The sequence below is a fragment of the Rosistilla ulvae genome (assembly GCF_007741475.1).
GTDB classification, from domain to species: domain Bacteria; phylum Planctomycetota; class Planctomycetia; order Pirellulales; family Pirellulaceae; genus Rosistilla; species Rosistilla ulvae.
In genome coordinates, this window is sequence record NZ_CP036261.1 from 3,871,548 (window position 1) to 3,897,737 (window position 26,190).

The following is a 26,190-nucleotide window of genomic DNA, read 5'->3' on the forward strand; positions in this document are numbered from 1 at the left end:
TTCGCACGAGGATTCGTTCCGGTGGTTTACACCACCGGCAGGTCCTTTACCGGCCTCCGGCCTAAAGCCACCGACCAACGGATACTCGCCCCGCAAGCCCAAAGGACGCCCCCCAATGCCGGTGTCATAAGCCACTGGCATCCCACAGCCAAACCATTCCCAAAGTCCAAATTCCAGCACGCGTCATCTCGACAAGCAAGACCGCCCCCCAACGACACCCAACCGCGCGGAGGCCAGAGGCCGGCACACGGGCTGCCGGTGGCATAAACCACCGGTCACCAACATGCCAACCGCCCCCAGGCCGGAGGCCGACACAACGGCCGAGCTTCGCTTTCCACGAGAAGCGACCTAAGCTGCAGCGATTCACGCCGCTCTTCCCAACGCCAAACAGCTGCGTCCCCGCAAGACAGCCGCCCCTTGTTCAGCCCCTATCCGAAAAGCGTGGCACCTTCCGTGGCGTCCTTGAAACGCAATGCCTACTCGTCCGAACGATCATCGACTCGATAAAGGTAGGCATTGCCTTTCTTTTTGAAGCGAATTTTTCCCGAGTCACGCAGATGCGCCAACGCACATGTTGTCAGTTTCAGTCGCTTTCGCACTTCGGCGCTGCGAAGCCAGCCTTGGTCGGGTGATTGGGTCAGCCGAGGCTCGACCTCCGTGTTCCAATAGCTCAACCTTCCGATCCGCGACTTGTCGACATGATCGAGCATCATCCATTCAAGCGAGCGTTGCTGACTCTCTGCGATGTCGAAGCCTTGATAGTCGTCGGCAACAAACAGCCATTTGTGATGGTAGATGTACGGATCAGCAAACGCTGGATGCAATTTGATCCCCCCGTCGAGATGAACCACAGCATAGCCCCCCGTAGACGGTTCGTGGGCAGTGTCGAAGTCGGGGCAATGAATGAAACTAACGTTGCCGTTCATTTCGTTGTGTTTGACTACAGTGTATTCAAACTCAGCGGGTAGTTTGCCCTTGGCCTCCACCACCACTTTGCCAAGCACGTGTTCGTATTGCCGATGGACGTAAACCGCTCCACCAATCCGTTTGCCCACCCCGTACCTCGGGCATCGTTTTGGCAGCGACACCTTCGGCTTCGACTGGTTTTGCGACGACTTGATCAATCGATGGCCCCGATGTTCGAACCCCAACGCCTGCAAGTTTTCCTGCCAAACCGATTGAGTAAGAAAGTCGTCCTCATCGCGAAGCAAACCATGCTTTACCTCCTGATTTGTCAGCCGTTCAAACTTAGACCGCCGATCATCCTCGGTATCGAGCATCCGATTTTTGCGGTCCAGTAGTGGCGGGTCTATTCGACTCTTTGTTTCGTAGTAGCCGACTCGCAGCGTCCGTAGCCAGACCTTTGTCGTTTCGGTTGTGATCGGATGCGGCACCGAATCAAAGTCAGGACAAGCGAGGTAGGAGACCTTGCCCGAAAAGCGGTGAAGCTTGATGAGGTTGGCGTCCTCGATGCTGCCGAGATAGGCGCGAGCACACCCCTCGTAGATCCGAAGCAAGGGTTCAAGTTGATCTCGGACACTCTCGTGTATCCAGAGCGAACTGGGGCACAGCCGTCCAATCGAAGATCGCTTGCATGCGGCATCGATTTCGTCTGGATCGCCGGCACGGAACATCAGCCGGTCGGCCTCGTTGCATGCGTTCTTATAGTTGGCGAAAAACGCTTTGACGTCCCGCTGGAACTTGATTGACAGCTCGGAAAACTTGGGTCGCACCCCGAAATTCGCAAGCGCCAAATAGACCAGTAAATCCTCGCTGCGTTGCTTGCGAACCCGCTCCCAATCATCCTCCGAAGTAACGCGTCGGATGAGCCCAAACGCCCGTTTGAGCGACCCAAACGTATCGACAACCTGTTCCGACAATGCAAACTCATCGGGTTCTGGCAGCCGCCCCAGTTCCGTGATCGCTTCGATCAACGCATCGAGAACCTCACGGTGTGCCTCGTACCGAACCTCCGCAATCCGCTTTCGTGGCGCGGCAATTCTGCGGTGATACTTAGAAGCCAAATAGTTCGACTTCAGCTCTTCGTCGCGGAAAACGTAAAACACGCCCGGAGCTGCCGGAAAACACTCCTGTCCTAACGTCGCCTCCACGTACTGCCGCAGTTCGGCTTGCGTGAAATACTTTTGGAACGTACCGATTCGGGTCAGAACGCCATCGCCATATTCGACGTCACCGCCACTCTGGTCGCTGACAAGAATACGTGCCGCGACGCAGAGCACTTGTTCCGCTAGCTGCCAGGCCTCTTTCAAGGTGTCCGCTCGCTCCTGGACGTCTTCGATAACATTCAGCACGAACCCGAGGTTTACGACCGGCGCAGACAACTTAGGCGCATCGGGGCGAAACGCAGGATCGAACCCACCGCACTCGATTCCCTCAGCCTTTAGAGCGGCCAAGTCATCACCGTGGCCACAACCGAAATCGAACATCGCCCGATGCTTGTTAACCAATTGGTCACGGACCAAACATTTCACGGGAAGCGAATGCTCATGCCGGCGAATGGCAGCCTTGTGACGCTTGACCTCCAAATACCTTCTCCACCTATCAGAAACAAGGTTCCCACCAACCATAAAAAGCCCGAGCCACTTACGACTCGGGCCGCAAACATCCCCAACTACTTGTTTGCATGAAGCATGACCTGAACCTTGAAGGAATCCTGAGCGATCTTGTAGGAACTCTGTTGCTTGCCGACCTTTGCTGGATCGAAATTCTGCCCTTGCATCATACCGTAATACGAATCGACGATCGTATCCAGGTGGTCTTCTATAAACCGGTAGGGATTTACCTTCCAGCTGACAACCCCTTGTTTACATTCCATCAACTCACGAAGAGCAAAAACCAACGGCATGATAAATCCCTCACCGTAGTCAAACTTAACTTCGCGGGAATAGAACTTTGTTTTTGGTGGCCGCTTCAAATGCTTGGGATTATCAGACCGAACGTTATCAGCTTCAAAAAAACGAACGCCTGTGATCTTCCCAAATTTTTTCCCGTTGTTGTTCGCAGAGATTGGCATTTTTTCATAAATCAAATCGTAGAGCTTCGGCATGTCCTTCATCATTACTAGTGCGCTCTGAACCCCCTCATGCACCACTTCGATAATCTCACCCTTATTCTCAATTTTTTGGCTTATACCTTCATGCTGAAGCATCTCGTTGTAAAGACTTACACAATTGCCTTTTGAAGAAAAAATCATCGTAGAGAGATTGTCAATCTTTTTTTTAAGCGAAGCATCACTTGAAAAAACATCTTCTGGCAATACAGACAGGGGGATAAGGCTCAATGCCACCAAGTCTCGTGACTTGATCCTCCCACCATCGTTGGACTTCCACTCGACGTCTCTGGCCAAATTTATGTCAAGATTTTTCTTGATCTCTTCGTAATACCCCGACTTATTGGCCTTGGTCGATTCCGTCAACTGAGCGTTATTGTTTCGAGCACGGTTAATATCAAGAATCGCGTTTGTGAATTCGTCGCATCCATCTGATTCATCAATAGGATAAATAACTTCCATCGGAATAAGAAAATCAATTTCGTCGCGAATGGCTTCTATCTGGTCAAGGTAATTCGCCCATACAGGTTGCAACTCCTTCCACGTTTTAACTTTTCGAAGAACGAGATCGGCTTCCTCACCGAGTGCTTGCCGAAGGATATAACGAGCAATCGCCAAAGTATTGTGGCCGCCATCAAGTATTCCTTCGAGTTCGGGATCTTCAAATCGAAGCCTAACTCGATTTCGCTCGAGCAACTCCACCTCACGGCAAGCAACTAACAAACCTTTGCTCTTATAGTGGAACAGCTCCGGGCAATCGGTAAGGCAGTCTTCAATTTCTTTCGTCACGGCCCCTTTCTTGGCGACACGCGGGTTCGCCTCGAGGTCTGCCCCCGTGATTAAGTCAATGAAAGAAGGTGCACGAACATCTCCGCGAATACGATTGAGCTTGTGTTGTGAAGCCTTAAAGTCGTCGAAACGTACGATAACAGAACTTTTCAAAAGAATGTCTCCAAATCCTGGAGACCAGCCGGGTAGCATCCCGCGACACAGCGATGTCGTTGCAGAAACTTCCAGCCAGTCTACCGACTAACTTAAACCTAGTTCCCATCCGGGAACAAACCCTCTCTTCCGGGAGGGTCGGGCCACCACATGCAGCCACCCCAAAAGGGTACCCACCCAACATACATTGGTCAAGTCTTTGAACCGAGGTTCAAAGAAATATTGAAAGTCGGCGCGCGGGAGACCGAAATACTTCCTTTCGGTGCCAGCCGATGAAGTCTGGCGACGGTGAATGAATCTTACTTTGTGGAGGACGGATTTCAATACCGTGATGGTTCAATAGCCAGTTCGTAAGACCTTGCGTCCCATGCACCCACTCCGAAACTAACAACGTTCGATCGTCGGAGAGACCGATTGCCCCCCGGTCGAAAAGCTTGTGATGCAAGGAACACAATGCCAGCCCATTTTGAACCGTGTCTGGACCGCGGGCCTGGTACCATTTGATATGGGCGGCTTCTAGGCCAAGCGCCCGGCCGCCCATTCGCAAATTCAACCCGCAGATTGCGCAACGATACTCGTAGGCAGTTAGAACTTGGTCCCGAAATTTTGGATCACGTTTCCGTCGCTGGATAAGCTCGACTGCGTCTTCTAAGCCGACGGAGTTAAGAATTTCTTGATGGAACGATTCAGGAAAACACCGGTCTAACAGGTCTGAGGAAACTCGCTTGATCAACGATCGATCAAGCTGGATTGCATCGTACAGGTCAGCGGTGAGCCCACCGGTTACATCGTGTTTGAGCAGTTCGCTCTTCTTAGCGTCCCTGTTGCTTTTCCGGCTTTCAACGTTTTCAGTGTTTACAAGTTCCCAAATCCCGTCGTTCTGGAGACGCCAGAACGGGTACTCGCTGTGATACGATTTTCGCGGCGGACCAAAGGCTTCAAGCAACTCTCTAAGCGGTCGGTCGATTTCCGAGTACGGGATGAGTCGCTCGGCCCCCAATGCGTACTTGCCCAGGACAAGCAAAACTAGAAGCGGCTTGTGCGGAGCACGTTCATCGCCCCGTTGCCAGACCTTCAAGGCTCGGAACTGATCGAGCAACGAATTATATTCTGTCGCCAAATGCCGATGACTCCTATATGCACAACCAGGCAAAAACCTACAACTGCATGTCGAGCATATCCAGCAGCGGGTCGCGGACGTCTTCGGTGGCCGACTCATCCATTTTGACGCAGTCTATCTCGCCCATGGCGGTCAACATCAAATCCCGAATTCCACTTTCGTCAGAACGTCGGTCGTCGAGCCATTTGAAACCGGCGTGAGCAAAGCGATCTAGCAGCTCCAATCGCTCCGCCATTCGCTCTTCAGAAATCAAATCCAGTTGGCACGACAGCGATTGCGGAACCGTGTCGTGATCGGTTTCGGCAATCAGTGCCACAGCTGTTGCCAATTCTTTTGCGCCAGCGGCACCAATGAACACAGAGTCACGAATCGACGTGTTGTCCTTCTTAGCCTTTGGCATCGACTCGGCTGGTGTCGGTGAGTTGAGCGCCATCGCTATCGATGCAGCAAAAACATAGGCGTCTCTTTGATCCTTGAATGGACCAGTCTTGGTCGAACCAGCCAGGGACGAAACCTTCCCGGAGGCAATGAGCGCATCGAGAATATCGCGATGCTCGGCATAAATAGTGGCATTCGCCATGATAAGTTGATCCTAACCAAGTAAGGCGATACGGGTGCGGGCGGAGGAAACTTCGGGATGATTGATGCTGTACGTGTGGTCCTTCCCGCCCCAAGTTACGGTCCGGTTGCTGGTCTGATTGGATGTCAACTCCATCACGTAGGCTTTGCCCACTTTGTCCGCAATGGCTTCCCACACCGCCACCGATTTGGCGGATACGGGGACGATGATCTGCGGCAGGAGCTTCGGCAATGCCTGCACAACATCAACCTCGTATTCTTCGTCTAGCGGGCTGGTCGGGGCATCTAAAACGACTGGAAATCCGGTGCGTTTTGACGTCTCAACGTTGCCGGTCATCGCCAATTGTTGCCCTTCCCTCGCGATCTCCTCATAGTGAGGTGCCAAGCGAGCGATTGCACCGAGAAACGCGATCAGCAACAGAACCTTCTCGGACTGGGACAGCGGCACCGTCGCACCGCCCTCTGTGAGTTTGACCCGAATGCCAAACCCAGAATCGACTTTGACAACGTAAGGTTTCGCGATCAGATCGTTGTAGGTTTCATTGATCGCTCGCTCGAAGTCCTCTCGCCCAAATTCATTGAGACCTTGGCGGGCGGCGTCGAAATAGCCTTTGGCGTCCGTCAGAATTTTGAGAGCTTTCGTTTTCTGCATATGCTCAACGGATTGACCGGACTTCTCTTCAAGGTTCTTCAACGCGTCGTCATGTATCTTTTTCAACTCGTCGAATTTGACATGGATTCCGGTCAATTCGTCGCTGATCGCGTTCACACGATCTTGGGCGTTTATATATAGCTCGATTGGGCTTTCACCAATCTCAGGACGTTCAAATTTCGATTCAGTTACGAAGTCGTCTAGGTCTTGTTTCGCTTGGCGGTGAAGACTGCTACTTACCGTAATGCAAGATCTAACGACGGAAGCGAGTATCTTAATACTGGCTTCTTTGGGAGGTGGATCGAGCTTCAATTCGACGGCCAACTTTTCAACTTCTTCACGAAGACGATCTGCCTCGGTGCCTCTTCTTTCCAAGAACTGTTTCAAAGTCGTTCGTGCTTCAAGTCCTCGCACCGCAATTTGAGCGTCACCGACTCGGTCACGGAGCTTTTGAACCCGGTCTTTTGTCTGGTCGTCAAGCGGCGTGCGGCAAAGAGCGCAACACCCCGTTTCAAGAGATTTTTCCAGTACGGACTCGTGAATCCGTGGAGGCATCAAGCCGGCCGTCTCTGCCAAATCGAGCCGACGAATCGCTGACTCGCAAACGAACTGAGCCATATGCGAATGAGAGCCTCGGGAGAGATCCACGTAGAGGGCATCAGCGCGAACCACTATTTGCTCGGCGTCAGTGACCAATTTTGTCAGTCGGGTGTTCTTATCCGACCACTTCTTGATCTCATTCGGATCATAGCGATCAGCTTCTGACTTCGCCTTGGCGGCCAGCGTCTTCGCTTTTAACAAGAGTTGCGGAAGGATGTCTTTGCGTTCCGTGACAGCGTCGAGGTTCGCCTCGGCTTGTTCGTACTTGTGGCGAGCCAAGTTGACCGCCTCTTGGCCCTGGCCACCGCTTGGAACCTTCAATGTGCTGCTTTTCTTGGCATCACGAATGTCATCGCTCGCGTGCTCATAAATGTCGCCAGACAGCAGGGACCTGATCGCTCGTCCAACATCAAACGCAGCGCCCTCACCACCGCGATCGCCCTTAAGCACGTTTGCAGTGCTAAACGTTTCTGCGGGGAAAAAGAATAGATCTTTGAGAGGTTCAGGCAAAATGCGGTGAATGTCCGCCTCGACCGCACGTTCACCGTTTCGCGTCACAACCAAATCATAGTCAGATGTGACTTGACGACTGGCGTTGGTTGATCGGCGAACCGAGTACTCGTCGGATTCGTGTTGCAATCGAACCTCGACAAATGTTTCAGCGGATGGGTCAATTTCTGACGCGCCCAGATTGACCAGGCGATCGGTATGGTCAAAGCCCTCAGTGAATTCACCATAGATTGCCCAAGTGAACGCATTTAACAAAGCGGTCTTCCCCGCTCCATTCGGCCCAAGGAGCAAGGTTACTGGTCGCTCTGGGTCAACGGAAAACACGATTTCGTGTTCGCCATGGAATGAACGCCAGTTTCGCATCTTCAACGAGACGAATTTCACGACGCTGCCTCCTGTTGCTTCGCGAGTTGCAACGCCGACGTCGCGAACTCGTCGGGCAGCTTCGACCGGTCTGAGAAGCGCTTCTGGTGCTCCGCCGCCAATACCTTTTTCACAATCTGCTTCGCCTCCGGCGACAGATCGCCGGCGAGTTTTTTCATTCGGTCCTGAAAAGCGCTCATGATGTCCATTCCTGCATTTCGTCTTCGCCCTGTAGTTGCATCCAGACATACTTCTCTGGGTCAAGTTGGTAATGATAGGCCCAGTCCCGAATGTCGAACAGCACCTCATGATTCCGAGCTGCGTCGGCTAGCTCAGCCGAACGGGCCAGCTCTGATCCAATCATGGTTTTCTCGGAATCAGAAATTGGACCGTCACTCTCCGGTGGAAGGACGATAAAGTCGTAGATCGTCGCGTGTGATTTCGGATTCTTCGGGTCGCGGCGAAGCAGCCTTCCTCGCCGCTGGACAAATTGCCGAGGGTTCTGCGTTGATGCCGTAATGATCCCGATTTTGACGGAGGGTATATCAACACCTTCATCCAGGCACTTCATCGCCAACAGAGCGTGGACATCCCCTTTCGCCAGGGAACTTTGCAAGGCATCCCTTTGTTCAGTACTGGTTTCGCCGTAGTAGCGAGCCACTCGCATGTCAAAGTCACCTCGAAGAATCTGTTCCACTTGATCGAGCTGTTTGATGTCACTTTCGGGACGACTTCCCTCGGCGACGTAAATGATTTGATGCGTCTTTTTGCTAAGTCCAGACTGCATCAGTTCGCGAAGCCGAACGATTTTGTTCACAGCGTGCTGCTTTAGACGATTGCGAAGCCGAATAAAGTTCTCGGCAACTTGGTCGTCGCCACGAGCGTAGGCTGCCGCAATCTTGGCGGAAAGTTTTCTGTACTCATCCGCTTCATCGCTTGTCAGGTCAATTCGGCAAGGGAAATAGTCGTAGGGAACGAGCGTTTCGTACTTGTAGATCGCATCTTTAATGTTGATGGTGATTACCGGGATACCAAAGTAGCCCAAAAGCGTATCGGTTCCCTCCTCATCACCATGGCGTTTGGGCGTCGCCGACAAGCCAAGCGTATAGTCAGGCGACTTGGGCAGTGCGGCGATTCTTTCGGGTGTGCCAAGCGAATGCATCTCGTCACCGATAACCAAAATCGGTCCGTTGTGCCTTTGCAGCTGTCGTTGCAAGAAGTGTTCAGTCACATCTTTTGAACCAACAGGGGTCAGGCTTCCCGCAGTCGTGATCACCATCTCAGCCCGTTTGTCGAACACCGATCTTGCCGCTGAAAACGCAGCTTTCAACTTGTTTTGCTCAGCCTTTCTCAGAGCACCGTGACAAATGACCGGACGAAAGCCAAACCACTCCGCGTTACCTTTCCACTGATGAACCAAGTCGATCAACGGTACAACGACAAGGACCAGAAGCGGTCGATTGCTTCGGGCGGCGTGGAGAGCCGCCTGGGTCGCTGCTGCGAGAGCAGTAATCGTCTTGCCCGTTCCCGTCGCCATCGCGAACGTGCCGCGCCCGCCGGCAGCCAGCCAATCATTCACAGCGATTCGTTGATAGTCGTGAAGCCGAAGATCCTCTGGCAGCGACGGGACCAAGGAGACCTTTTCAAAAGATGAATTCATTAACGCATTCGCCTCCTCGATCGGTGGAAGGGTGATCCGGCGAGTGGATTTGGCGACGACAGATTCGGGTTGCGGTTCGCGGACCCCGAAGGCATCTCGCATCGGTGCTTCTAGCCATTCGGTGACTGACCATGTAACTACGCCCTCGACTTGCTCATGCCAGACGGCATCAATGCGGCATCGTTCTTCTTCAGCAAAGGCTCTCTGATCTTCGCTGCTCCAGCTTCGATGCAACGGAAAAGATTCTGAGTGCCGAAGCACGCCACCAACGGTTTCGTTTGGGCTGCCGGAAAAGGACATCCAATTGCCATCTGCGTCCGTGAATACCCCAATCTTTTCATGGAACAAGGAATAGCAATCGGGGTGTTCACGAAGTGCAATTCGCACTTCGAGTCTTCGAGCGGCGATCATCCAAGTCAGCAGCTTCAAGCGATTCAATTGTATCGAGCTTGGAATCGACCGACGAATTTCAGAGTGAAGATCATACTCGAGCCGTTTTTGAAGCTCTCGCCCCTTTCCCATCGCTTCAAGGTCATCGTCGCTTAAATTTGCAGGTGAAGTGATCAGTCTCATTCGCCCTCCGTTGCCAACGAACTTGTCCAAAGCTGGTGCGATTGCGGCCAAGAGCGACGATGAAAAGAATCCAACAGCGCGGTCGTAGCGAACGCTTCGATGAAGGGCGGGACGGTAGAAGTCTTGGATCAGGTTGTCAGGCGGGGAGTTGTATCGCCGCCGCCAGTTGGGCTCCCAAGATGGCAACGAATCGCTCATCAGAAGCCACCAAGTAGATCCAAGAGCGGATCAGATACCTTGTCAACAGAACCATTGGATTCGGCTGTGTCAATGTCACTGTCGTCGCCAAACGAAAGTTCCGGTTCACGGTCTTCCCGGATCAGCTTTATTGCCGCGCTGCTTGGAACGATCAAGATCCGATCACCTGCCCGGTAGTCTTCCGCTTTCAAATATTCGGACACGCGACCGACATCAACTAATCGGTTCAGGCTATGGGGGCGCCAAATCAAGCTGGCCTCATCGTCGGCTCCCTCAATCGGTACAACCAAATCATCACCAGGACGAATACCATTTGCATAAGCCACGTCAAAGTTGACCCCAAGCGAATATCCGTTGAAGTGCCGTTCGTAAACCAACGAACGGTATCCCCAATAGTCGCCGACCCGAATCGCGTCCTTGCACGTCTCTGGATGCCGCGGGGAGTATTCATCTCCTTCCGCCCGCCGCACCATATCGTTTTCAACGACAAAAGCCGAAGATGCTAGATAGGACCGCACTGAACCTTCGGCGACGTCGAATTGCGACGGAATCTCCGTCAGTAACACATGGACTGGGACCGACCCGTTGTACGCATCGATCCGCTGTTCAATTTCGCCGACGATTCCGTCGTAAACGTCGTCGATCCATTCAATGAACCCCCAACGATAACGATCCGCACGTGCAACACCTTCAATGTTCCCCAGGATATTTGTAATCCTCTGCCCATCGAGGCCAATCAGATCAGAAAGCTCTTCTTTGGTCGCCGGTCGCCCGATCTTCTTGATCGCGGAGGCCGCCAGGCATTTCATGGTGGACTTGATGGTCCAATTGCCGAAAGAACGCCCTAAGCCGAGGACTTCCAATAGATACTCATCACGATCAGCATCATTGCAAAACAACTCCGAGCAGGTCGACTCGACATGGCAATCATCAATAAATCCATATTGATCTGATTCCAAGGCGAGTGATTGATCAAGCGACGAAACATCATCGGCTATCCATTCATGAATACTCCAATTTCCGCTCTGTTTCCACGGACCAAACAACTTGAGCATGAATGCCGCCAACATTTCCGCGTGTTCACTCTTCTCAGCAATTGCGGTTGCGGCGGAGTGCAATTCAGTCGTCCGAACAACTCGCGTTCGAAGTGGCTGAAGCGCCTGTTCGCCCACGCCTTTGAAGACATTGGAAAACTGCATCTCCACCGAATTTGTCACCTTCGTTTCAATCTGACGAACTCGTTCCCGAGTTACTCCCCATCTGCCTGCGATCGATTCAAGTATCTCAACGGAACCGAGTACGTAACTCCGTGATTTTAGGATGTCAAAGTCTCGCGTGCTGAGGCTGTTCAGGAATGTGTCAAATGACGCGTCTGGCAAACTGACGCCCAGATGCACCGCGAGCGCATCTAGCTCTATCCCGATCGCAGAGGCACCGCAAATAACGCCGACATCCCGTGATTTGCTTTGATAGGCGCCGCTAAGCAGGGCGTGAACCAGTTTCTTCCAGTAAGCCCCATCAGTGACTTCGCCGAAATCAAACTCTGGATGGTCAGAACTCACGTCTGGTGCCCCGGACTGCGGTACTATCGCCCCCGTAGGTGAGGCAACGACGCTGCGGACGCTAATGTTTTGTTTCAATGGATTTACAAATGATTCGCCGCCGGTTTGATATTCAATCAACGCTCGCGCAGCATTGCTAAAATCAATCGCAAGCGAGTCCTCTCCCTCGAACCTGACCGCTTCGGCGAAACGCAATAGGCGGTCCGCCGCTATTTCGATGAAGCTTGGGTGGTTCGCGTTGAATCCGGGCAGCAGTTCAGAGGCGATCGCAAGTCGCGTCTGCCGCCTCAGACATTGATCGGGCCAAGGGTGGCAAGCGAGAGATATCGCAGCGGCCTGCTTTGCAGTGTAACGCTCACCCAGTCGCAGCGACTCGCAAATTGCTTCACGTATGTCGCGGTGAAGCTGGTGCGAATGATCCTCGCTGCTCACAGCTTTTTGTGGCGGGATAGAAGCTGGTCTGGCTAAAACGTACGCGGATAAGCTCTCGTTGACTAACGGATCAGTGGCTGCGACCGCCGGCGTATCTACGCCAAGCCGTTTCATGCCAACGCAATTGGACCGCAAGTCATCGAACTGCCTTAAGTGCAGGCCATTGACGGTGACTGGTTCAGATGCCGGTGCGACCGCTACGGTCGAGCGTGACGCATTGTCGAAGCCTGCGGGCGAAATCGCATCGGTGTCAGCTTCTAGGTTTGAACCTACTTCACTCGAGCCATGGGCTGATGCAATCTCGCTGTCCCCACTACCGGTGGAGCTAGATGCCCCAAGCGTTCGTTGCTCATCACTCACCGTTGAAGGAGGAACGGCCGGGCGTAGTTCAGGTTCGGCAACGGCTTGGTTAGCTGTTGGAGCTTCCCGTCGGTCGTCTTCTCGTTTTTGTGTCATAACGACACGGCTGACGACTGCGTCCTGCGGCGAGGGCTTCGGATCTTTCGGTTCTGATGTCACGCAGACCCATTTGTCGTTCACAAAGCGGAAGGGAGCCTTGCACGCCGGGCACCTACCTTTGCTGGATCGAGCCGACGCTTCTCTCGGTACACGCAGCTTTTTGCCGCAAGCGCAGAGCAATCGAATCATGGTTCCATCGCTGGGCAAGATCAAGGTCCTGGGATTTGAAGATTAAGACAGGCAACAGTTTACGCGACCGAATGTCCATGTGCCACCTAGTTCAGCGGCACGCGGCGACCTAAGTGATGGCCAGAGAAGCCAGGTCAGCAATTGACTTTACTTGCCGGCTCAATGCAATCACACCCCGATTCAAGTGAGCGCGAAAGTAGTCAACTTCAACGGCGTCATCGGGCAGTTCGTCGTTGAGCATCCTTTGCCGAAGCATTGCGACGTACAACGCGTCCCACTCACCAAGCAAGGTGTAGCGATTGAACTCGCGATCCTCTTCTGGGTACTCGCCTGGATCGGGAATGGCTGGATCGCTTAGCGACATACAAAAACCGATGCGGCTTAGGATGTTTGGCGTCAGCCCAGTTCTTGCCTTAAGTTGCTTCAAACGATCGGACGCATCTTTGGTCAGTTTGATTTTGTTAAGATGCATTCGTCAGTTCCTGGTTGCGATGGTTCCAGAAGTAACCTTCGCTCACGACGGTTCGCCCTTGGGACTGCTCGTAGCTGAGGTGGTAAACGTGGCTGAGGTGAGGCTTGAGGTCGTTGAAGTATGTTTCGTCGATTTCCGTGTCGGTGCTGAGGATGATGACTTGGTGGCTCGCCTCGGGAAAATAGTGCTCGACTAAGTGCGAGCGGTGCTCGCCATCGAGCCGGCCCAGGGGCGTATCGATCACCATCGGCAAGGGGCGTCGTGACACTTCGGCCAGTCCCCAAAGCATAGAAATGGCATACATCTGTTTTTCGCCGGCCGATAGCTGGGTCTTGGGGACTACGCGATCGTGACGATCGTAGAGCTTGACAATGAATGAGATCGGGTCGATTTCGATGCGACGAACGATATCGCCCTTTCGCCAAAGTTGTTGAAAGCGGCGGCGGACACACTGCGCGAGCTCGCGGGACTTGTCGGCGGTGAGCTCCCTGACGTATTCCTCAAGTGCCGCGTTCACGCTTTCCACCATTTGTTCGCGTTCGCCTTGTTTCTCGGCTTCGCTCTTTTTGTCTGTCAGTTTCGCCTTGCGACTACGTTCTTCCTTCAGGGAAAATTCGGCACTGCTGTACTCAGCTAATGCTCTTTTTAGATCAGCATCCGCGCCGCCAATCTCGCGGTTCAAGTCGTTTACCCGCTCAACAAGTGGCCGCAATTGGTCCTCCTTCGGAGCCTTCTTTAAGGCCGCCTCAGTTTTTTGCAAATCGCGAGTGTCGGTTTCGAGTTGGCCGATCACCTTCTTTGCCCTATCAGGTACGTACTCCGTTGCACCTCTTATGCCTTCAAACAATGACTCTTTAAGATCGCTGGACAAACGATGGACCAACTTCACATCAGGCAAGCCTTCGGGTGGTTCGCCCAACTTGCCAACCATCTGTGTGATTCGGTCGGCAAGCACGCCACGCGTTTCATCGGTCAGGCCGTCGATTCCAGCAAGTTCTTTTCGGGTCGCTATGTGAAGTCGCTCTATGCGTTCTTGCAGAAGTGTTCGATGCGAGCGCCAGCCTTGGACGCGGTCTTCGTTCTTGAGTTGGTTCGTGAGGTCTCGGCAAAGAGATTTAGCGAGCGAAAATGGTAGCAAGCCTTCCGCTAGCTGTCGCAGTTGATTTTCGGCATCTTCGATCGCGGTCCGCAATCGCTTCCGATCTGACTCAAGCTTCCCACGAACATCGGCGAACGCACCGCCTTCTTTCGCGATGCGGGCTTCAGTGGCTGCGATTTGCTTGGCAATGTCGTCAACACGCGACTGAGCTTCATCGAGGGCAATTCGGGATTTCAAGTGACGGTCTTGTTTGTCTTGAATCTCCTTCTCGACGTTGTCGAGCTCTTTTTGCAGCGTGTCGATATTGTCGAGCTTCTGTAGTCGGTTAGCATAAATTTGCAAGTCGCCACTCAAACGTTCCACCAAATCAAGACCAAGCAAACTACGAATAGCGTCGGACAGCGCAGCGTCGTCGTCATCGGATTCGGCAAGTTCTTGGATTTTTTCACCATCGAAGAAGTAGAGCTGAGACACACCGGGCGGAATCAGATCACGCAAAAAATCGTCGGCGTGTGCGTGATCGAGATCGTCAATCGGGTCCCCATCGCGTTGAACCAGCAGATGCGTCTTAATCTTCTTGGTACCGATGTCCCAACTTCGTTCGACCGTGTAGCGATGGCTTTTGCCGAGCTCGGAATGTTCAAACTCTAACGCAACCGAAGCGGTTGTATTCATCACCAGAGCGTCGTCGTTGCGGTGAACGCGAGATCTAAGGTACTCTTCGTATTCGCGTGCCGATACGCGGGAGCCTAGCAGCAATGGCCCGTATAGGCAGAGCCGCACGGCTTCGAGGATCGTTGTTTTGCCGGCGCCGTTCTTGCCACCGACCAGTATAACAGGACGCTCTTTGTTGTATTTGACCTTGGGTAGCAAATCAAATTCGGTCACACCTCGAAAGAGGCCAAAGTTATTCAGTCGTAGGGTATGAATTCTCACTCGTTGTCCTCGTCATCGGCCTCAGATGCTGCAATCAATGCATCCACCTCCGCTCGCGCCCGTATCTCTTCTTTCCAGTCTTCGCGAAACACTCTGTCGATCTGCTTAAAGATGCCAGCACGGCGACTCATCCCTTGCATGTCACGTTCAAGATCTAGCAACTTGCCAACCAACCGAGTCGGTACGTCATGCCTTGAACAAACCTCCTGCAGCAAAGATGCGTCGGCGCTGGTCAGGCTTGTGACATCATCAATAACGCCAGGAAGTTCCTCGCCGGTGACTTCGCGATATATCTTCGGAACCGAGTCTCGCCAATCTTGTTCCTCGGTTCGCCAGATTTTGCGAATCTCACCAAGTTCATCCTCGCGGATCAATCGTGCATTGGGGTCTGGCCCTTCGCGACGGATACGTTGTTCGATCTCCAATAGCTCGCGGAGCATCTCGCAACGGAACTCGAATAGATATGGACCAGGAATTGGCGTTCCCTCCGATCCATCTTCGTTCTTCTTACGCCATACTCGCCCGTCGCGTCGTTTGATTGATCGAATTTTCCTTTTTACCTCGGGAAGGCGATGCGTTGCCAACTTGTTGCGGAAGTCCAGCAGCGGTTCCATCCACTCTTCGCCGTTGTCTACGAGCGACTCCATCGAGTGGTCTTTCTCGACGACAGTGCAAACCCAGCATCCAAAGCGGCTGTTGCCGCATGACGGCGTGCTGTTGTCTACGACGAGTGGACACTCACCGCCAGCCGCACTCTTGTACATTCCGACGAGCTCGCTGTTGTCAGCCCCCCATGGTGATCGTCCATTGTCACCTTGGAGGATATACGTCCAAACGTCGTTGGTTGAAAACTCTTCAATCGGTGCGTAAACGAATGCGTTTAAAAGCGTGGAGTGCTTCCGCAGACGGGAACCATGAATCTCGCGGTTCTTCATCACCTGGTCACGCGTTGCACTCTCGCCACGACGTGCCCCCAAAACCATCACAACTTCGCCGAATTCAGCAACGCGGCCAAGAATAAACTTATCGGCCGGGCTGATCTTCATTCGTGCGGTACACCACCTGAAACGTGTCGTCGGTGCGGGGTAACCTTTTCCTAGCAGGCAAACCCAGAAGGTATCGGAGACTTCAGGAACAACTTTGTGCGCCTCGAAAGGCAAGCCTTCGGCTTTGGCGGCTGAATTAATTGCATCGAGGTTAGTGTCGATGTGCCCAACGATGACCGGTGTTTCGACGAATGTGTCCGATGAAATGACGTAAACAGTCTTTTGACGTTTCTCGAGTGGGAGGGCCTTAATCGCCATCCAAACCAACTGCAGTGTCGCCGTCGAGTCCTTGCCACCGCTGTAGCCCAGTACCCAAGGGGCGTTGTCAGCCAAGTAAACGTCTTGCACTTCTGCGATGAATGCGTCAATCGGTTTTAAATCGAAAATCGAGTTTCGCTCATTTGCGACTGCGGGGATCTTGATCTTTGCCATAATGGATTGGAGGCCAAGCTTGTAGCGAGTCTCGGCCAAATTTGTTAGCGACTTATCGTTCGGAAGGTTTGTATTGCTGGAGCTTCGCTTCTTGTTGCTGTTCGGCTGCGGATAGAGAAAGTCCGAGCTGCTGCTTCAAATAATTAGTGGTTAGCACTACATTCGTCAGCGCCTTGCTTATCTTACCGCGAACCAGTGCCCTACCTTCCCAAACTTCGCCGTTCTTACGCGACCAATCGATTTTCGCGATCGGCTTCAATCGCCGCTTCCAACCGCTGGGGTCATCTGCGAGCAACGACGCTCCCATACCGCCAAGCGCTTGCAATGCAATCCCGTGCGCATGAATAAAATCGCGACGAAGTTCGGCGCACGCGACCTTTTTATCGACGGCAAGCCCCCAATCCGGAATCAGCTTACCCGTTTCTTCCCAAAAGCTAACTGCCAGGTCTTTTTCGTGAGCAGCAACCTTTGAACGCTTGGATTTTCCTAACAGCGTTCGCGTTGCTTGGTAAATACTGCTTAGAGTGTGAAGCTTGTTAGTTCGGTTAGAAATTGTCGTCTTTTCTGTTTCTGTAAGAACCGCAAAGAAACTTACCTCGTCGACAACGTGACGGGCAAGTTGAGACAGTGGGTCGCGATGATCGTACAATATGCCCAAAGACTTAGTCGGCCGTATTGCATGCCGATTCAAATCTGAAAACATCTGCTGACTGCGTCTTAGCCCTGCATCGTGGAAGAACACGACGGAAATTGTTTCATCCCCTAACTCAGGACGTTCCTTAACAGCTTCCTCAATAGCCGCCCTTCGATGCTGCCCGTCATTCACCAGAAAGCGTGACGTCATTGGAACGCTCAATTTCCCAAGGTTTTTACCAGCCCCATTCGCCTCAAATGGCTTGAATTCAACATTGCCATCAATGGATGCGGTAATGGACGAGAAGATGTAGTCTTTAGGATTTTCGACGATATATCTCGTTAATTCCGGCACACGAGAACGATTAATTGATCTCTGCGCGCGCAGCTCAGCTCCGACTTCTTCTTCATCAAACACGAAAAATTTTGCGACCACACGTAGCGGACACATCGCGCCGTAATACTCGCGACCAGCTTGAACACCACGAATCGCGGAAAACGTCAACACATTGTCTTCAGATCCCATGCCTCACCTCCGCGGAAGTTAAACCCCAAGCACCGGAAGTTAAACCAACCTGAACTGGAAGTCAACTGCACAGCGATCTTCGGCTTCCAAGTTCGTTCAACGAACGCTAAGTTTGCGAAGTTTTTTCGCAGCAACCGAAACGAGTGTGATAACTCGTTCGATTTCTTCCATCGTGTTGAATCGCCCGATGCCGAAACGCAGGCTTGATGGAATCAGGCTGGGTTCAATTCCCATCGCGATAAGTACGTGGCTCGGCTCCGGCGCAAGCGTCGTGCAAGCCGATCCTGAACTCACCGCCAGGTCGTTTCGCAGATTTAGCATCAGCGCATTACTGTTCACCCCAGGTATCGAGACATGGAGACTACCTGGCATGCGTTCCGTTTGATGCCCGTTGAATTGAATGTCGACGACCGATGCCGCAAGACCGTGGCGAAGTTGATCGCGAATCTCTGCCAGACGCTTTGATTCAACTTCGCGGTTTGCTTTACAAAGCCGGCACGCTTCCCCAAGCCCGACAATTTGATGCACTGGCAACGTCCCGCTTCGCATTCGCCTCTCATGCCCTCCGCCTTCGAATAGAGGCTCAACCCTAATACGGGGCGTTCCTCGGCGAACATAGAGTGCTCCGATTCCTTTTGGTCCATACATTTTGTGAGCAGACAAGCTCAGTAGGTCAACGGGCATCCTGGAAAGATCAAACCTCACCGTTCCAACGGTCTGCGTTGCGTCCGTATGAAATAACACACCCGCCCGTCTGCACGTCTCGCCAATTTTGCAAATCGAATTGATTGACCCAACTTCGTTGTTGGCGTGCATAACCGACACAAGCGCGGTGTCTTTGCGAATTGCAGCCCGTACAGTACTCGGGGAAACCATTCCGTACTCATCCACCGGCAAAACGGTGATATCGTAGCCCTCACGTTCGAGCCTATGGGCAGGATCTAAAATAGTCTTATGTTCAGCTGCGCTGACAATCAAATGCTTCCCGTTTGCTGCAGCTCGCATTACGCCAAACAAAGCAAGGTTATTGGCCTCGGTCGCTCCACTCGTGAAGACAATCGCTTTTTCGTCACAACCAAGCAAATTTGCGACAGCTTCACGCGCCTCACTCACTGCAGCTCCCGCAACCAGCCCGTACTCATGCGTAACGCTAGATGCATTCCCGAAGTGTTCCGTCAAGTAGGGCAACATCTTTGCAACAACAACGGGGTCAGTTCGTGTTGTCGCATTATTGTCCAGATAAATGGGCTTTGCAGTCATGTTCTTACTCAGTTCAAGTCTCACTGGCGGTTTATCCGCATTTTACCCCTGGCCGGAAGCGCTGGAAGCGGTCTGACACCCACCTTCGCAAAACACGCCTCCCCAAACGCAAATCGCCCAGAGAAAAAAATAATAGCGAAGCGTTTGCTGAAACTCTTAAAACACAAAAAGGCCATAGCATTCGACCACACTTTTTCTTAGCGTCCAACAACTGGTGTGGCCAAAGAATGTTGATGTGTCGGCGACACTGCGTCCTACGCGGTTCAAGCCTGCTCCTCTCCGTTGCAGGAACAAGACGATTCTTAACAGCAGCCCCAACAGGAGAAGAAGCTCTCAAAACGACTTGCGAAAATCGAACCGACTCGGAAAGTCCAGGCGGCCCGCGTCAAAAGAAAATTAAGGCCGAGCAGCCTCAGCCCACGAAAAACCAGCAATGGGCAAGCCTACGCACAACCGACGCATTGGCCCAAGAAACCTTCGACAAATAAGACGAGCCGCGTCAAACGAAAACCATTTGAGTAGATTTCGTCATCGATGACGAATTCGAGATGGTTGGCGTGGCGGGTGCCCCGGCTCACCAGGCTAAGGCCGATCGAAGTGGTAATCAGGCCATTGTCGATGACGCGTTGCGAAAACGCTTGGCGGATCGTCCGGTAAAGCTGCTGGATGTTTTTCGCTGCTGGGACATGGCTTTGAGGCCTGGCGTTCTGCGTTTCTTACTTGATTGCGAGGGGGAGTGCCGCCGCGGAACATTGGGAACACGTAAGCGTCGGGACCAATGAATCACTCGTATCAGTTACGGGATCGTATAGATCGCCGCTCATCACCGTCACAGCCCCACCGTGGATCGAAGCGGCTTTAAATTCCGCCAAGCGGACGAGTTGGTCGTGGCGGAGCTGCGTTTCGAAACCGTTGGAAAAACGGACGCGATAACTATGACTGCGGTCCTGCGGAGCGCAAACGATCACGCTGGCCGCGCTGGCCGGATTTGCGATCCGATCGTTGGCCGCGATCACATCCCGCTGCGCCACGACTTGGGTCCCTACCGAATAAATCAACGGCTGCGAAAGGTTCACGGATCGTTCCTTTGTTTTGTTGGGGACTTGTGACCTCCTGTTGATTACCCACAAGTCGCCGCAAAAACAGCTCGTTCTGGCACGGTATTTGCGCTTGTAGTATTTCATTTTGCACAATGAAATCTCAAGGTGAAAGCATGCAACCGACCAGTATCGCATACGAATTTCAAGATATTCAACTTGGAGACAAACGTCTCAACGATCGAGCCGAAGCGTTGCTCGCCTCGCTGGCGGCCAACCCTTCGGCCAGTATCAACGAAGCTTGCAGTGGCTGGGACGAAACCAAAGCCGCCTACCGTCTATTGGATAACCCCAACGTCGATCCCGAAGCCATTCTCGGGGCTCACGCTGAAAAGACACTCCAACGAATCAAAGCCCAAGACACCGTTTGCATCGCACAAGATACCACCGAACTGGACTACACCGCGCATCCGCCCGAAGGCGTCCGCAATCTCGATCGCTTAGGCCGCCGTGGACTTTACGATCATTCCCACATCGCCTTCACGCCGGAGAAACTTTGTCTCGGGGTGGTCGGTGTTAAGTTCTACGATCGCGACAAAGAAGCGCTCGGCACCAGCAAGAAGCGAGAAGGCCAACCCCTACACACCGGCGAAGGGCAACGATGGCTCGATGGTTACCGCAAGGCCTGCGAGATCGCCGGAAAATGTCCTGAAACTCAGATCGTTTCGCTGGCCGATCGCGAAGGAGACATCTACGACATTTTCGTCGAAGCCGATCAGCATGAAACACCGGCTCAGTTCGTCATTCGCTCGCAGCGAAAACGCTCGTTGCCGGAGAAAGACCCCGATGGCGGGCCTGCGGCTTATAAGAAAATGCGTGCCGAAATCGCATCCGCCCAGCCGGTCGCTTACCGCGAAGTCCAGCTTCCCCAAACGCCCGAGCGAACCAAAGGATCAGGAAACAAACAACACCCCGGCCGTGAAGCACGCACTGCGAAGTTAGAAATTCGAGCGAAGCGGATGACTCTTCGTGCGCCACACAACAAGCAGTCTTCGATGCCGCCGGTCGAGATCAGTGTCGTTTGGGTGAGCGAGATCGATGGCCCAGGCGACGGAACCGAAGTCGACTGGCTGTTTTTGAGTTCTCTGCCGGTCGACACGATTGCCCAGACGCTGCGGATTGTGGATTTGTATGTGGCTCGTTGGCCAATCGAAGTATTCTTTCGAGTTTTCAAAACTGGCTGCCGGGTCGAAGAGATTCAACTCGAAGCGAGAGACCGACTGATCCGCGCGTTGATGTTTTACAAAGTGATCGCATGGCGGATCATGTTTGTGACCTTCTTAGGCCGCGAGTGTCCAGAGCTTCCCTGTGATGTCGTCTTCAGCGAAGCGGAATAGAAGTCGGTCTGGAAAGTGGTGGAAAAGACGGCTCCCCCAAAGCAGGCTCCTGAGCTGTCTCGACTCATTGCGACCCTTGGCGGCTACAATCACCGCGAAGGCGACGGTCCGCCGGGAGCCGAAGTGATCTGGCGAGGCACGCGGCGAATGCTCGACTTCGCCCTCTGCTGGCAAGCCTTCGGACCAGACCAATGACTTGTGGGTAATCGACAGCTTGTGACCTCGTCCACTACGGTGCAGTGAACTTCTTGACGAGATCGGCGACGGCGGGATGGGATGCGCCGTAGGAGACGATCGCGATATCCAACGGGGTTTCGCGGTAGCTGGCGACCGCGCGCTCGATGGCTGCAATGATCCACTCGTTCCGGTTCCCAAACACTCCGCCTCCCAACAGCGTCAGGTAGAGCTTGTTCGATCCGGTTTCGGCGAGGTTGACGACCGCTGCGGCCAAGGTCGCTTCGTAGGCAGCTTCCAAAACCAGTTTCGCAAACGCAGTCCATTCCGCCGCGGGTTGGCTTCCATAAGCGACGGGCAGCGCCGAACAATAGGCTTGCGAGACGCGGTGGCTGGATCCCGCAAGCGTCACCGCCGTGTTCCATTGCAGCCCGATACGCAACGTGTCGCGATAGCTGTCGCGTTCGCCGGCGGTGGCAGATTCAAGCGTCCGGTCGATCTGCCGCAGCCCCGAATCGGTCGGAAAGAGGTAACCGTTTTGCATTCGCCAAAGCTGATTCGCTCGATTCCCCAACAGCCGGCCGAGGTCCGCGCTGCAATCGATCTGATGGTCGTGCGATTGGCCGACGCGATCTCCCACGGCAGCGAAATAGTTGCGATAGATCGTGCCAGCTCCACACGCGACAGCGCAGGCCGGCCCCTGGGTGTGGTCGTGTTCGTAGATCCCCACACCTCGTTCGGGAGTCACCGAGGGGGCGGCCATCTCCAGCAGATTAAATTGCGATGCGACTTGGAAAAGCGCGTCGGCGTTGCTCGGGTCGGCATGCAGTTGCCGCACGTCAGCGACGATCTCTCGCAGCGATAAACGACCGGTTGCCGGGCTCGTCGCATCCGCTGTTGCACGCAATTCAGCGAGCGTCGGCGTCTGCAAACGCCCGCAGGCGATTCGTCTGCCATCGGGACAGACGAGCTGTTCGCCATCGACACTCAACTGCGCCCGCACCTGCTGCGGCGTCGATTCGTCGATCCCTGTCAATTGTTGAAACCACGACATGTGTTCGTTTCCGTTTTCGTTTCAGGAGCTGCGATGGTGTTTTCGTTTCGCTAGTTTAGTGGAGGTGCTGGGAGTGAGGGAATCTCTGGCGTAGCGGAAGTCGTCAACGGCCTGTCGATTTAGTCATTCGCTGTCGACATGGAACTGGATAGCGCTAAACTCTTTACGGGGCAATCGTACGGTCAGTTTGGAGAAGAGCGATGGGCTGGGCACAACCGAAAGAAAATCGCGAACAGCTCGTTCTTTTCGCTGAAAAACTTGATGACGCCGTCCCTATCGAGCATCCGGTTCGCACCATCGATGCGATGCTCGGCAAGATCGATTGGTCGAACTGGGAGGCTAGCTACGACCTCACCAAAGGACAGCCGCCAATTCATCCTCGCGTCATCGCCGGAGTCATTCTCTACGGGCTACTCAAACGCGTGCGAACCTCCCGGGCACTGGAGGAAGCCTTGCAATTTCGCTTGGACTTTCGCTGGCTGGCCGAAGGACGCTCGATCGACCACAGCACCATCGCCCGCTTTCGCACCTCCAACGCCGGGGCTATCGGCGACCTGTTTGTTCAAATCGGCCTGATTGCTCAACAGATGGGGCATCTCACATTGCGGTCACTCGGCTATGACGGCACACGCCTGCGAGCAAGCAACCGCCGCATCGGCACGCGGACGCCGGACGAACTTCGCCAGGCCAAGAAGCAACTCACCGCCGAGTTTGAAGAACATCGCCAAGCCGTTGAGCAGGCTCAGGACAGCGAAGACGAAATCTTCGACGCTGCGGCGGCAGCCGACAAAGAAGAGCAACTCTCTCGCCAGAGCCAGCAGATTGACTCGGCCCTTGCCGAGCTCGAACGGATTCAAAGCGAAGGCAAGAAGGTTCCCGATCGCTTGCCGATCACCGACCCGCAAAGCCGGATCGCCAAAAACAAGGAAGGCGGCTTCGCACCGAACTATAACCCAACGGCCACGGTCGATGCCGATAGCGGGCTGATCGCCGCAGCCGATGTGATCAGCGGCATTGATGAACAGAGCCACATGCACGGGGCGATCGATCAGGTTCGCGAGAACTTCATGGAAGGCGACCGCGAGCGTGAGGTCCAGGTGCTGGCCGACGGATTGATGGCAACCGGTGAGAACATTGCTGCCTGCAAGGACAAGCACGTCGACTTCTACACGCCAGCGGGACCGGAGAACCCGGCGTACCGCAAAGATCCAAGTCAACCGATCGCAGCCGAAAAGATTGACCGACTTCCTGTTCGCGGCAAGAAGCCGAAGAAGGGTGAGCAGGACGAGCGTACGCTTGACAAGACAGCATTCCTGTACGATGCCGAGGCGGACGTTTACTACTGCCCGATGGGCAAGACACTTGAGCGCAAGAGCCGGCGCAAAGATCACACCGGTGCCGAGCGTTTCCTTTACCGAGCCGACAAGCGAGACTGTTCGGGTTGTTCACTTCGGACGAAGTGTTTCAAGAACAGTCGCAATCAATATGGTCGCCGGATCGAGTGCGGTGTCCACGAACAAGCCAAGACTTCGCACACGCGTCGGATGCAGAGGGACTGCTCACGCACAAAATACGCTCTTCGAGCGGCGGTAACCGAACGTCCTTTCGCGTTGATCAAGCATCACTTTGGTGTTCGTGAGTTCCTTGTGCGCGGCCTAGAGAAGGTTCGTTGCGAGTGGCAATGGTTGTGCATCGCTCACAATGTTCATCGCTTGCTGTGTCTGGCTCCCCATCTTGCACGAGCGTGCGTTCCATAACGTTCGACTTCACCGGCACCGTGCCTTTCCCTGTCCGCCTCTCCTCCTACCTGCTCTCGATGACTTGTAGCTACCGCTACGCCGTCATCGCCAGCGGAGGTAAGGAGGAAACCAAGAAAAAAACGAACCTAGACCACTTATATCGACAGGCCGTCAAGAGTTTCGGCCCCCCCGGTCCCGCAAAGACGTCAGCCAGTCCATTGGTTCACGCCTCTCTTCGCCGCAAACATGCCTCCGCTTGCAGCCAAGCGAACATTCTAATTTCCGGAATCAGACATGGTGTAATCCAACGAGAATGTGCTTCGGGGACGTACGAGGAACTCATCCAGTACAGGCGAATAGGTCTGGACTTCAATCTTGTTCCTGTCGGGATAGAAAGTCATGATCCGCAAGAATCCACTCCCTGCCTTGATCTTGGGAATGTCCCAGTACCAGTAGTCGGCCTGAACCTGATGGACAAGGTTTCCATGCTTTCCCTTGCTAGTCAATCGATTCTCCATGGCATGCCCCGATAGCACCATAAAGATATTTCTGTGTTGGCTGACAAATTTATTCCAGATGACTTCGCCTGAATTGCCTTGCACCTTGTAATTGTCAGCACTCGACCGCTGCCCGGTTTTGCTCGTGAGGTAGGCATGGGTGACAACGATGGTGCGGCAATCCGGATGCTGCGAAACAATCTTGTTTGCCCATGCAAGGGTCTCGTCGCGTGGTTTGAATTCGAGAATGACAATCAGAAACTTCATTCCACCGGCGTTTAGAAAAAGGTAATAGTTCTCGATCTTCCCCTCTTCCCGAAAGTGCTGCTTCGCATCCACGCCGAAATGTGGGCGATACAACGGATTGTTTGTGAAACGCGACGGAGCGAAATAGGCGTTGAACCGGCTGTCACGCGAATAACTGGTGCCTCGGTGTTGCGGCGAATACCCCATGTCGTGATTCCCGGAACAAACGACATAGGGAACATGATCGTCGAGCACTCGGAAGGCCGTATCCGCAATCTCCCATTCGTCATCGTGATCCGTCTGCGTGATGTCTCCCACATGCACCACCATCGCGATGTTCAACTTCTGCTGATTCTGCTTGATCCACTCCGTCTGTTGAAAGAAACAGGAGCGTTGATCGCCAATGTCGGGCCAGTGCTTCTGTGTCTCCTTATGCCTGACATCGGCGTAGCCCTGCGTGTCGGGCAGCACGACCAGAGTGAAGGAATCAGAATCGCGTCCGGAGCCTTCGTGCGCTGGAGTCGTCGATCCGCTGGCGTGACCAGGAATCGCGACTATCGGACGGTCTTGCCCCTTTGCCGAAGCGGGTGTGCAACAAGAAAGCAGCAGTAGGGCCAAGTCCAGCAAAATCGAGCGTTTCAAAATAGTCCTTTCTACTAGCGAGCAGCTGGCCCCAAAGTGCCAGGGCGACAAACGGAAGTTGGCCCACGCCGGGAAAAACGCGGTGCATGGA

The 26,190-nt window shown here is 53.7% G+C and carries 18 protein-coding genes; 2 read left to right on the forward strand and 16 right to left on the reverse strand.

Going from position 1 to position 26,190, the window contains the following annotated elements:
* Positions 1-476: 476 nt before the first annotated feature.
* The 14 genes from EC9_RS13725 to EC9_RS13785 form a co-directional block, all read right to left on the reverse strand.
* Positions 477-2,588 carry a DNA phosphorothioation-associated putative methyltransferase gene (locus EC9_RS13725; protein ID WP_145346068.1) on the reverse strand — a complete coding sequence of 704 codons (2,112 nt, stop codon included), beginning with the start codon at positions 2,586-2,588 and terminating at the stop codon, positions 477-479.
* Between the two features lie 44 nt (positions 2,589-2,632).
* Positions 2,633-4,012, reverse strand: a complete 1,380-nt coding sequence (locus tag EC9_RS13730; protein WP_218934121.1) for an AIPR family protein — start codon at positions 4,010-4,012, stop codon at positions 2,633-2,635.
* 211 nt (positions 4,013-4,223) lie between these two features.
* Positions 4,224-5,111, reverse strand: coding sequence for a phosphorothioated DNA-binding restriction endonuclease (locus tag EC9_RS13735; RefSeq protein ID WP_218934122.1), 888 nt, complete (start codon positions 5,109-5,111; stop codon positions 4,224-4,226).
* 58 nt (positions 5,112-5,169) lie between these two features.
* Entirely contained in the window at positions 5,170-5,712 is a 543-nt protein-coding gene (locus EC9_RS13740) for a hypothetical protein (protein ID WP_145346074.1), read from the reverse strand.
* 12 nt (positions 5,713-5,724) lie between these two features.
* Complete coding sequence (locus EC9_RS13745) at positions 5,725-7,857, reverse strand: AAA family ATPase (protein ID WP_218934123.1); 2,133 nt, start codon at positions 7,855-7,857, stop codon at positions 5,725-5,727.
* Complete coding sequence (locus tag EC9_RS26545) at positions 7,854-8,036, reverse strand: hypothetical protein (RefSeq protein ID WP_218934124.1); 183 nt, start codon at positions 8,034-8,036, stop codon at positions 7,854-7,856. Before EC9_RS26545 ends, EC9_RS13745 begins: the two co-directional genes overlap by 4 nt.
* Positions 8,033-10,267: a DEAD/DEAH box helicase family protein gene (locus tag EC9_RS13750; protein ID WP_145346078.1), complete on the reverse strand. Its 2,235-nt coding sequence runs from the start codon at positions 10,265-10,267 to the stop codon at positions 8,033-8,035. The genes EC9_RS26545 and EC9_RS13750 overlap by 4 nt, the downstream gene beginning before the upstream one ends.
* Complete coding sequence (locus EC9_RS13755; protein WP_145346080.1) at positions 10,267-12,909, reverse strand: hypothetical protein; 2,643 nt, start codon at positions 12,907-12,909, stop codon at positions 10,267-10,269. Before EC9_RS13755 ends, EC9_RS13750 begins: the two co-directional genes overlap by 1 nt.
* 109 nt (positions 12,910-13,018) lie before the next feature.
* Positions 13,019-13,381 (reverse strand): DNA sulfur modification protein DndE, encoded by a 363-nt coding sequence (gene dndE / locus EC9_RS13760; protein ID WP_145346082.1) that lies wholly within the window; start codon positions 13,379-13,381, stop codon positions 13,019-13,021.
* Positions 13,371-15,416 (reverse strand): DNA sulfur modification protein DndD, encoded by a 2,046-nt coding sequence (gene dndD, locus EC9_RS13765; protein WP_145346084.1) that lies wholly within the window; start codon positions 15,414-15,416, stop codon positions 13,371-13,373. The genes dndE and dndD overlap by 11 nt, the downstream gene beginning before the upstream one ends.
* On the reverse strand, positions 15,413-16,894 hold the full coding sequence (dndC, locus tag EC9_RS13770; RefSeq protein ID WP_145346086.1) for a DNA phosphorothioation system sulfurtransferase DndC: 1,482 nt from the start codon (positions 16,892-16,894) through the stop codon (positions 15,413-15,415). The genes dndD and dndC overlap by 4 nt, the downstream gene beginning before the upstream one ends.
* A 52-nt stretch (positions 16,895-16,946) precedes the next feature.
* The gene (gene dndB / locus EC9_RS13775) at positions 16,947-18,053 is read right to left on the reverse strand and encodes a DNA sulfur modification protein DndB (RefSeq protein WP_145346088.1); all 1,107 of its coding nucleotides are present in this window, start codon (positions 18,051-18,053) and stop codon (positions 16,947-16,949) included.
* Between the two features lie 96 nt (positions 18,054-18,149).
* Positions 18,150-19,313, reverse strand: coding sequence for a cysteine desulfurase family protein (locus EC9_RS13780; protein WP_145346090.1), 1,164 nt, complete (start codon positions 19,311-19,313; stop codon positions 18,150-18,152).
* A gap of 716 nt (positions 19,314-20,029) precedes the next feature.
* Positions 20,030-20,389 carry a hypothetical protein gene (locus EC9_RS13785; RefSeq protein ID WP_145346093.1) on the reverse strand — a complete coding sequence of 120 codons (360 nt, stop codon included), beginning with the start codon at positions 20,387-20,389 and terminating at the stop codon, positions 20,030-20,032.
* A gap of 116 nt (positions 20,390-20,505) precedes the next feature.
* Here EC9_RS13785 and EC9_RS13790 point away from each other — a divergent pair, with 116 nt between their 5' ends.
* Positions 20,506-21,747: an IS4 family transposase gene (locus EC9_RS13790; RefSeq protein WP_145346095.1), complete on the forward strand. Its 1,242-nt coding sequence runs from the start codon at positions 20,506-20,508 to the stop codon at positions 21,745-21,747.
* Positions 21,748-21,976: 229 nt separating this feature from the next.
* Here EC9_RS13790 and EC9_RS13795 read toward each other — a convergent pair whose 3' ends face one another.
* Positions 21,977-22,975, reverse strand: a complete 999-nt coding sequence (locus EC9_RS13795) for a hypothetical protein (protein ID WP_145346096.1) — start codon at positions 22,973-22,975, stop codon at positions 21,977-21,979.
* Between the two features lie 200 nt (positions 22,976-23,175).
* Here EC9_RS13795 and EC9_RS13800 point away from each other — a divergent pair, with 200 nt between their 5' ends.
* Complete coding sequence (locus tag EC9_RS13800; RefSeq protein ID WP_145346098.1) at positions 23,176-24,732, forward strand: IS1182 family transposase; 1,557 nt, start codon at positions 23,176-23,178, stop codon at positions 24,730-24,732.
* 257 nt (positions 24,733-24,989) lie between these two features.
* On the opposite strand, the gene EC9_RS13805 is transcribed toward EC9_RS13800, so the two are convergent.
* A complete protein-coding gene (locus EC9_RS13805) occupies positions 24,990-26,150 on the reverse strand; it encodes a metallophosphoesterase (RefSeq protein ID WP_218934125.1) in 1,161 nt (386 codons plus the stop codon).
* Positions 26,151-26,190: the final 40 nt, after the last annotated feature.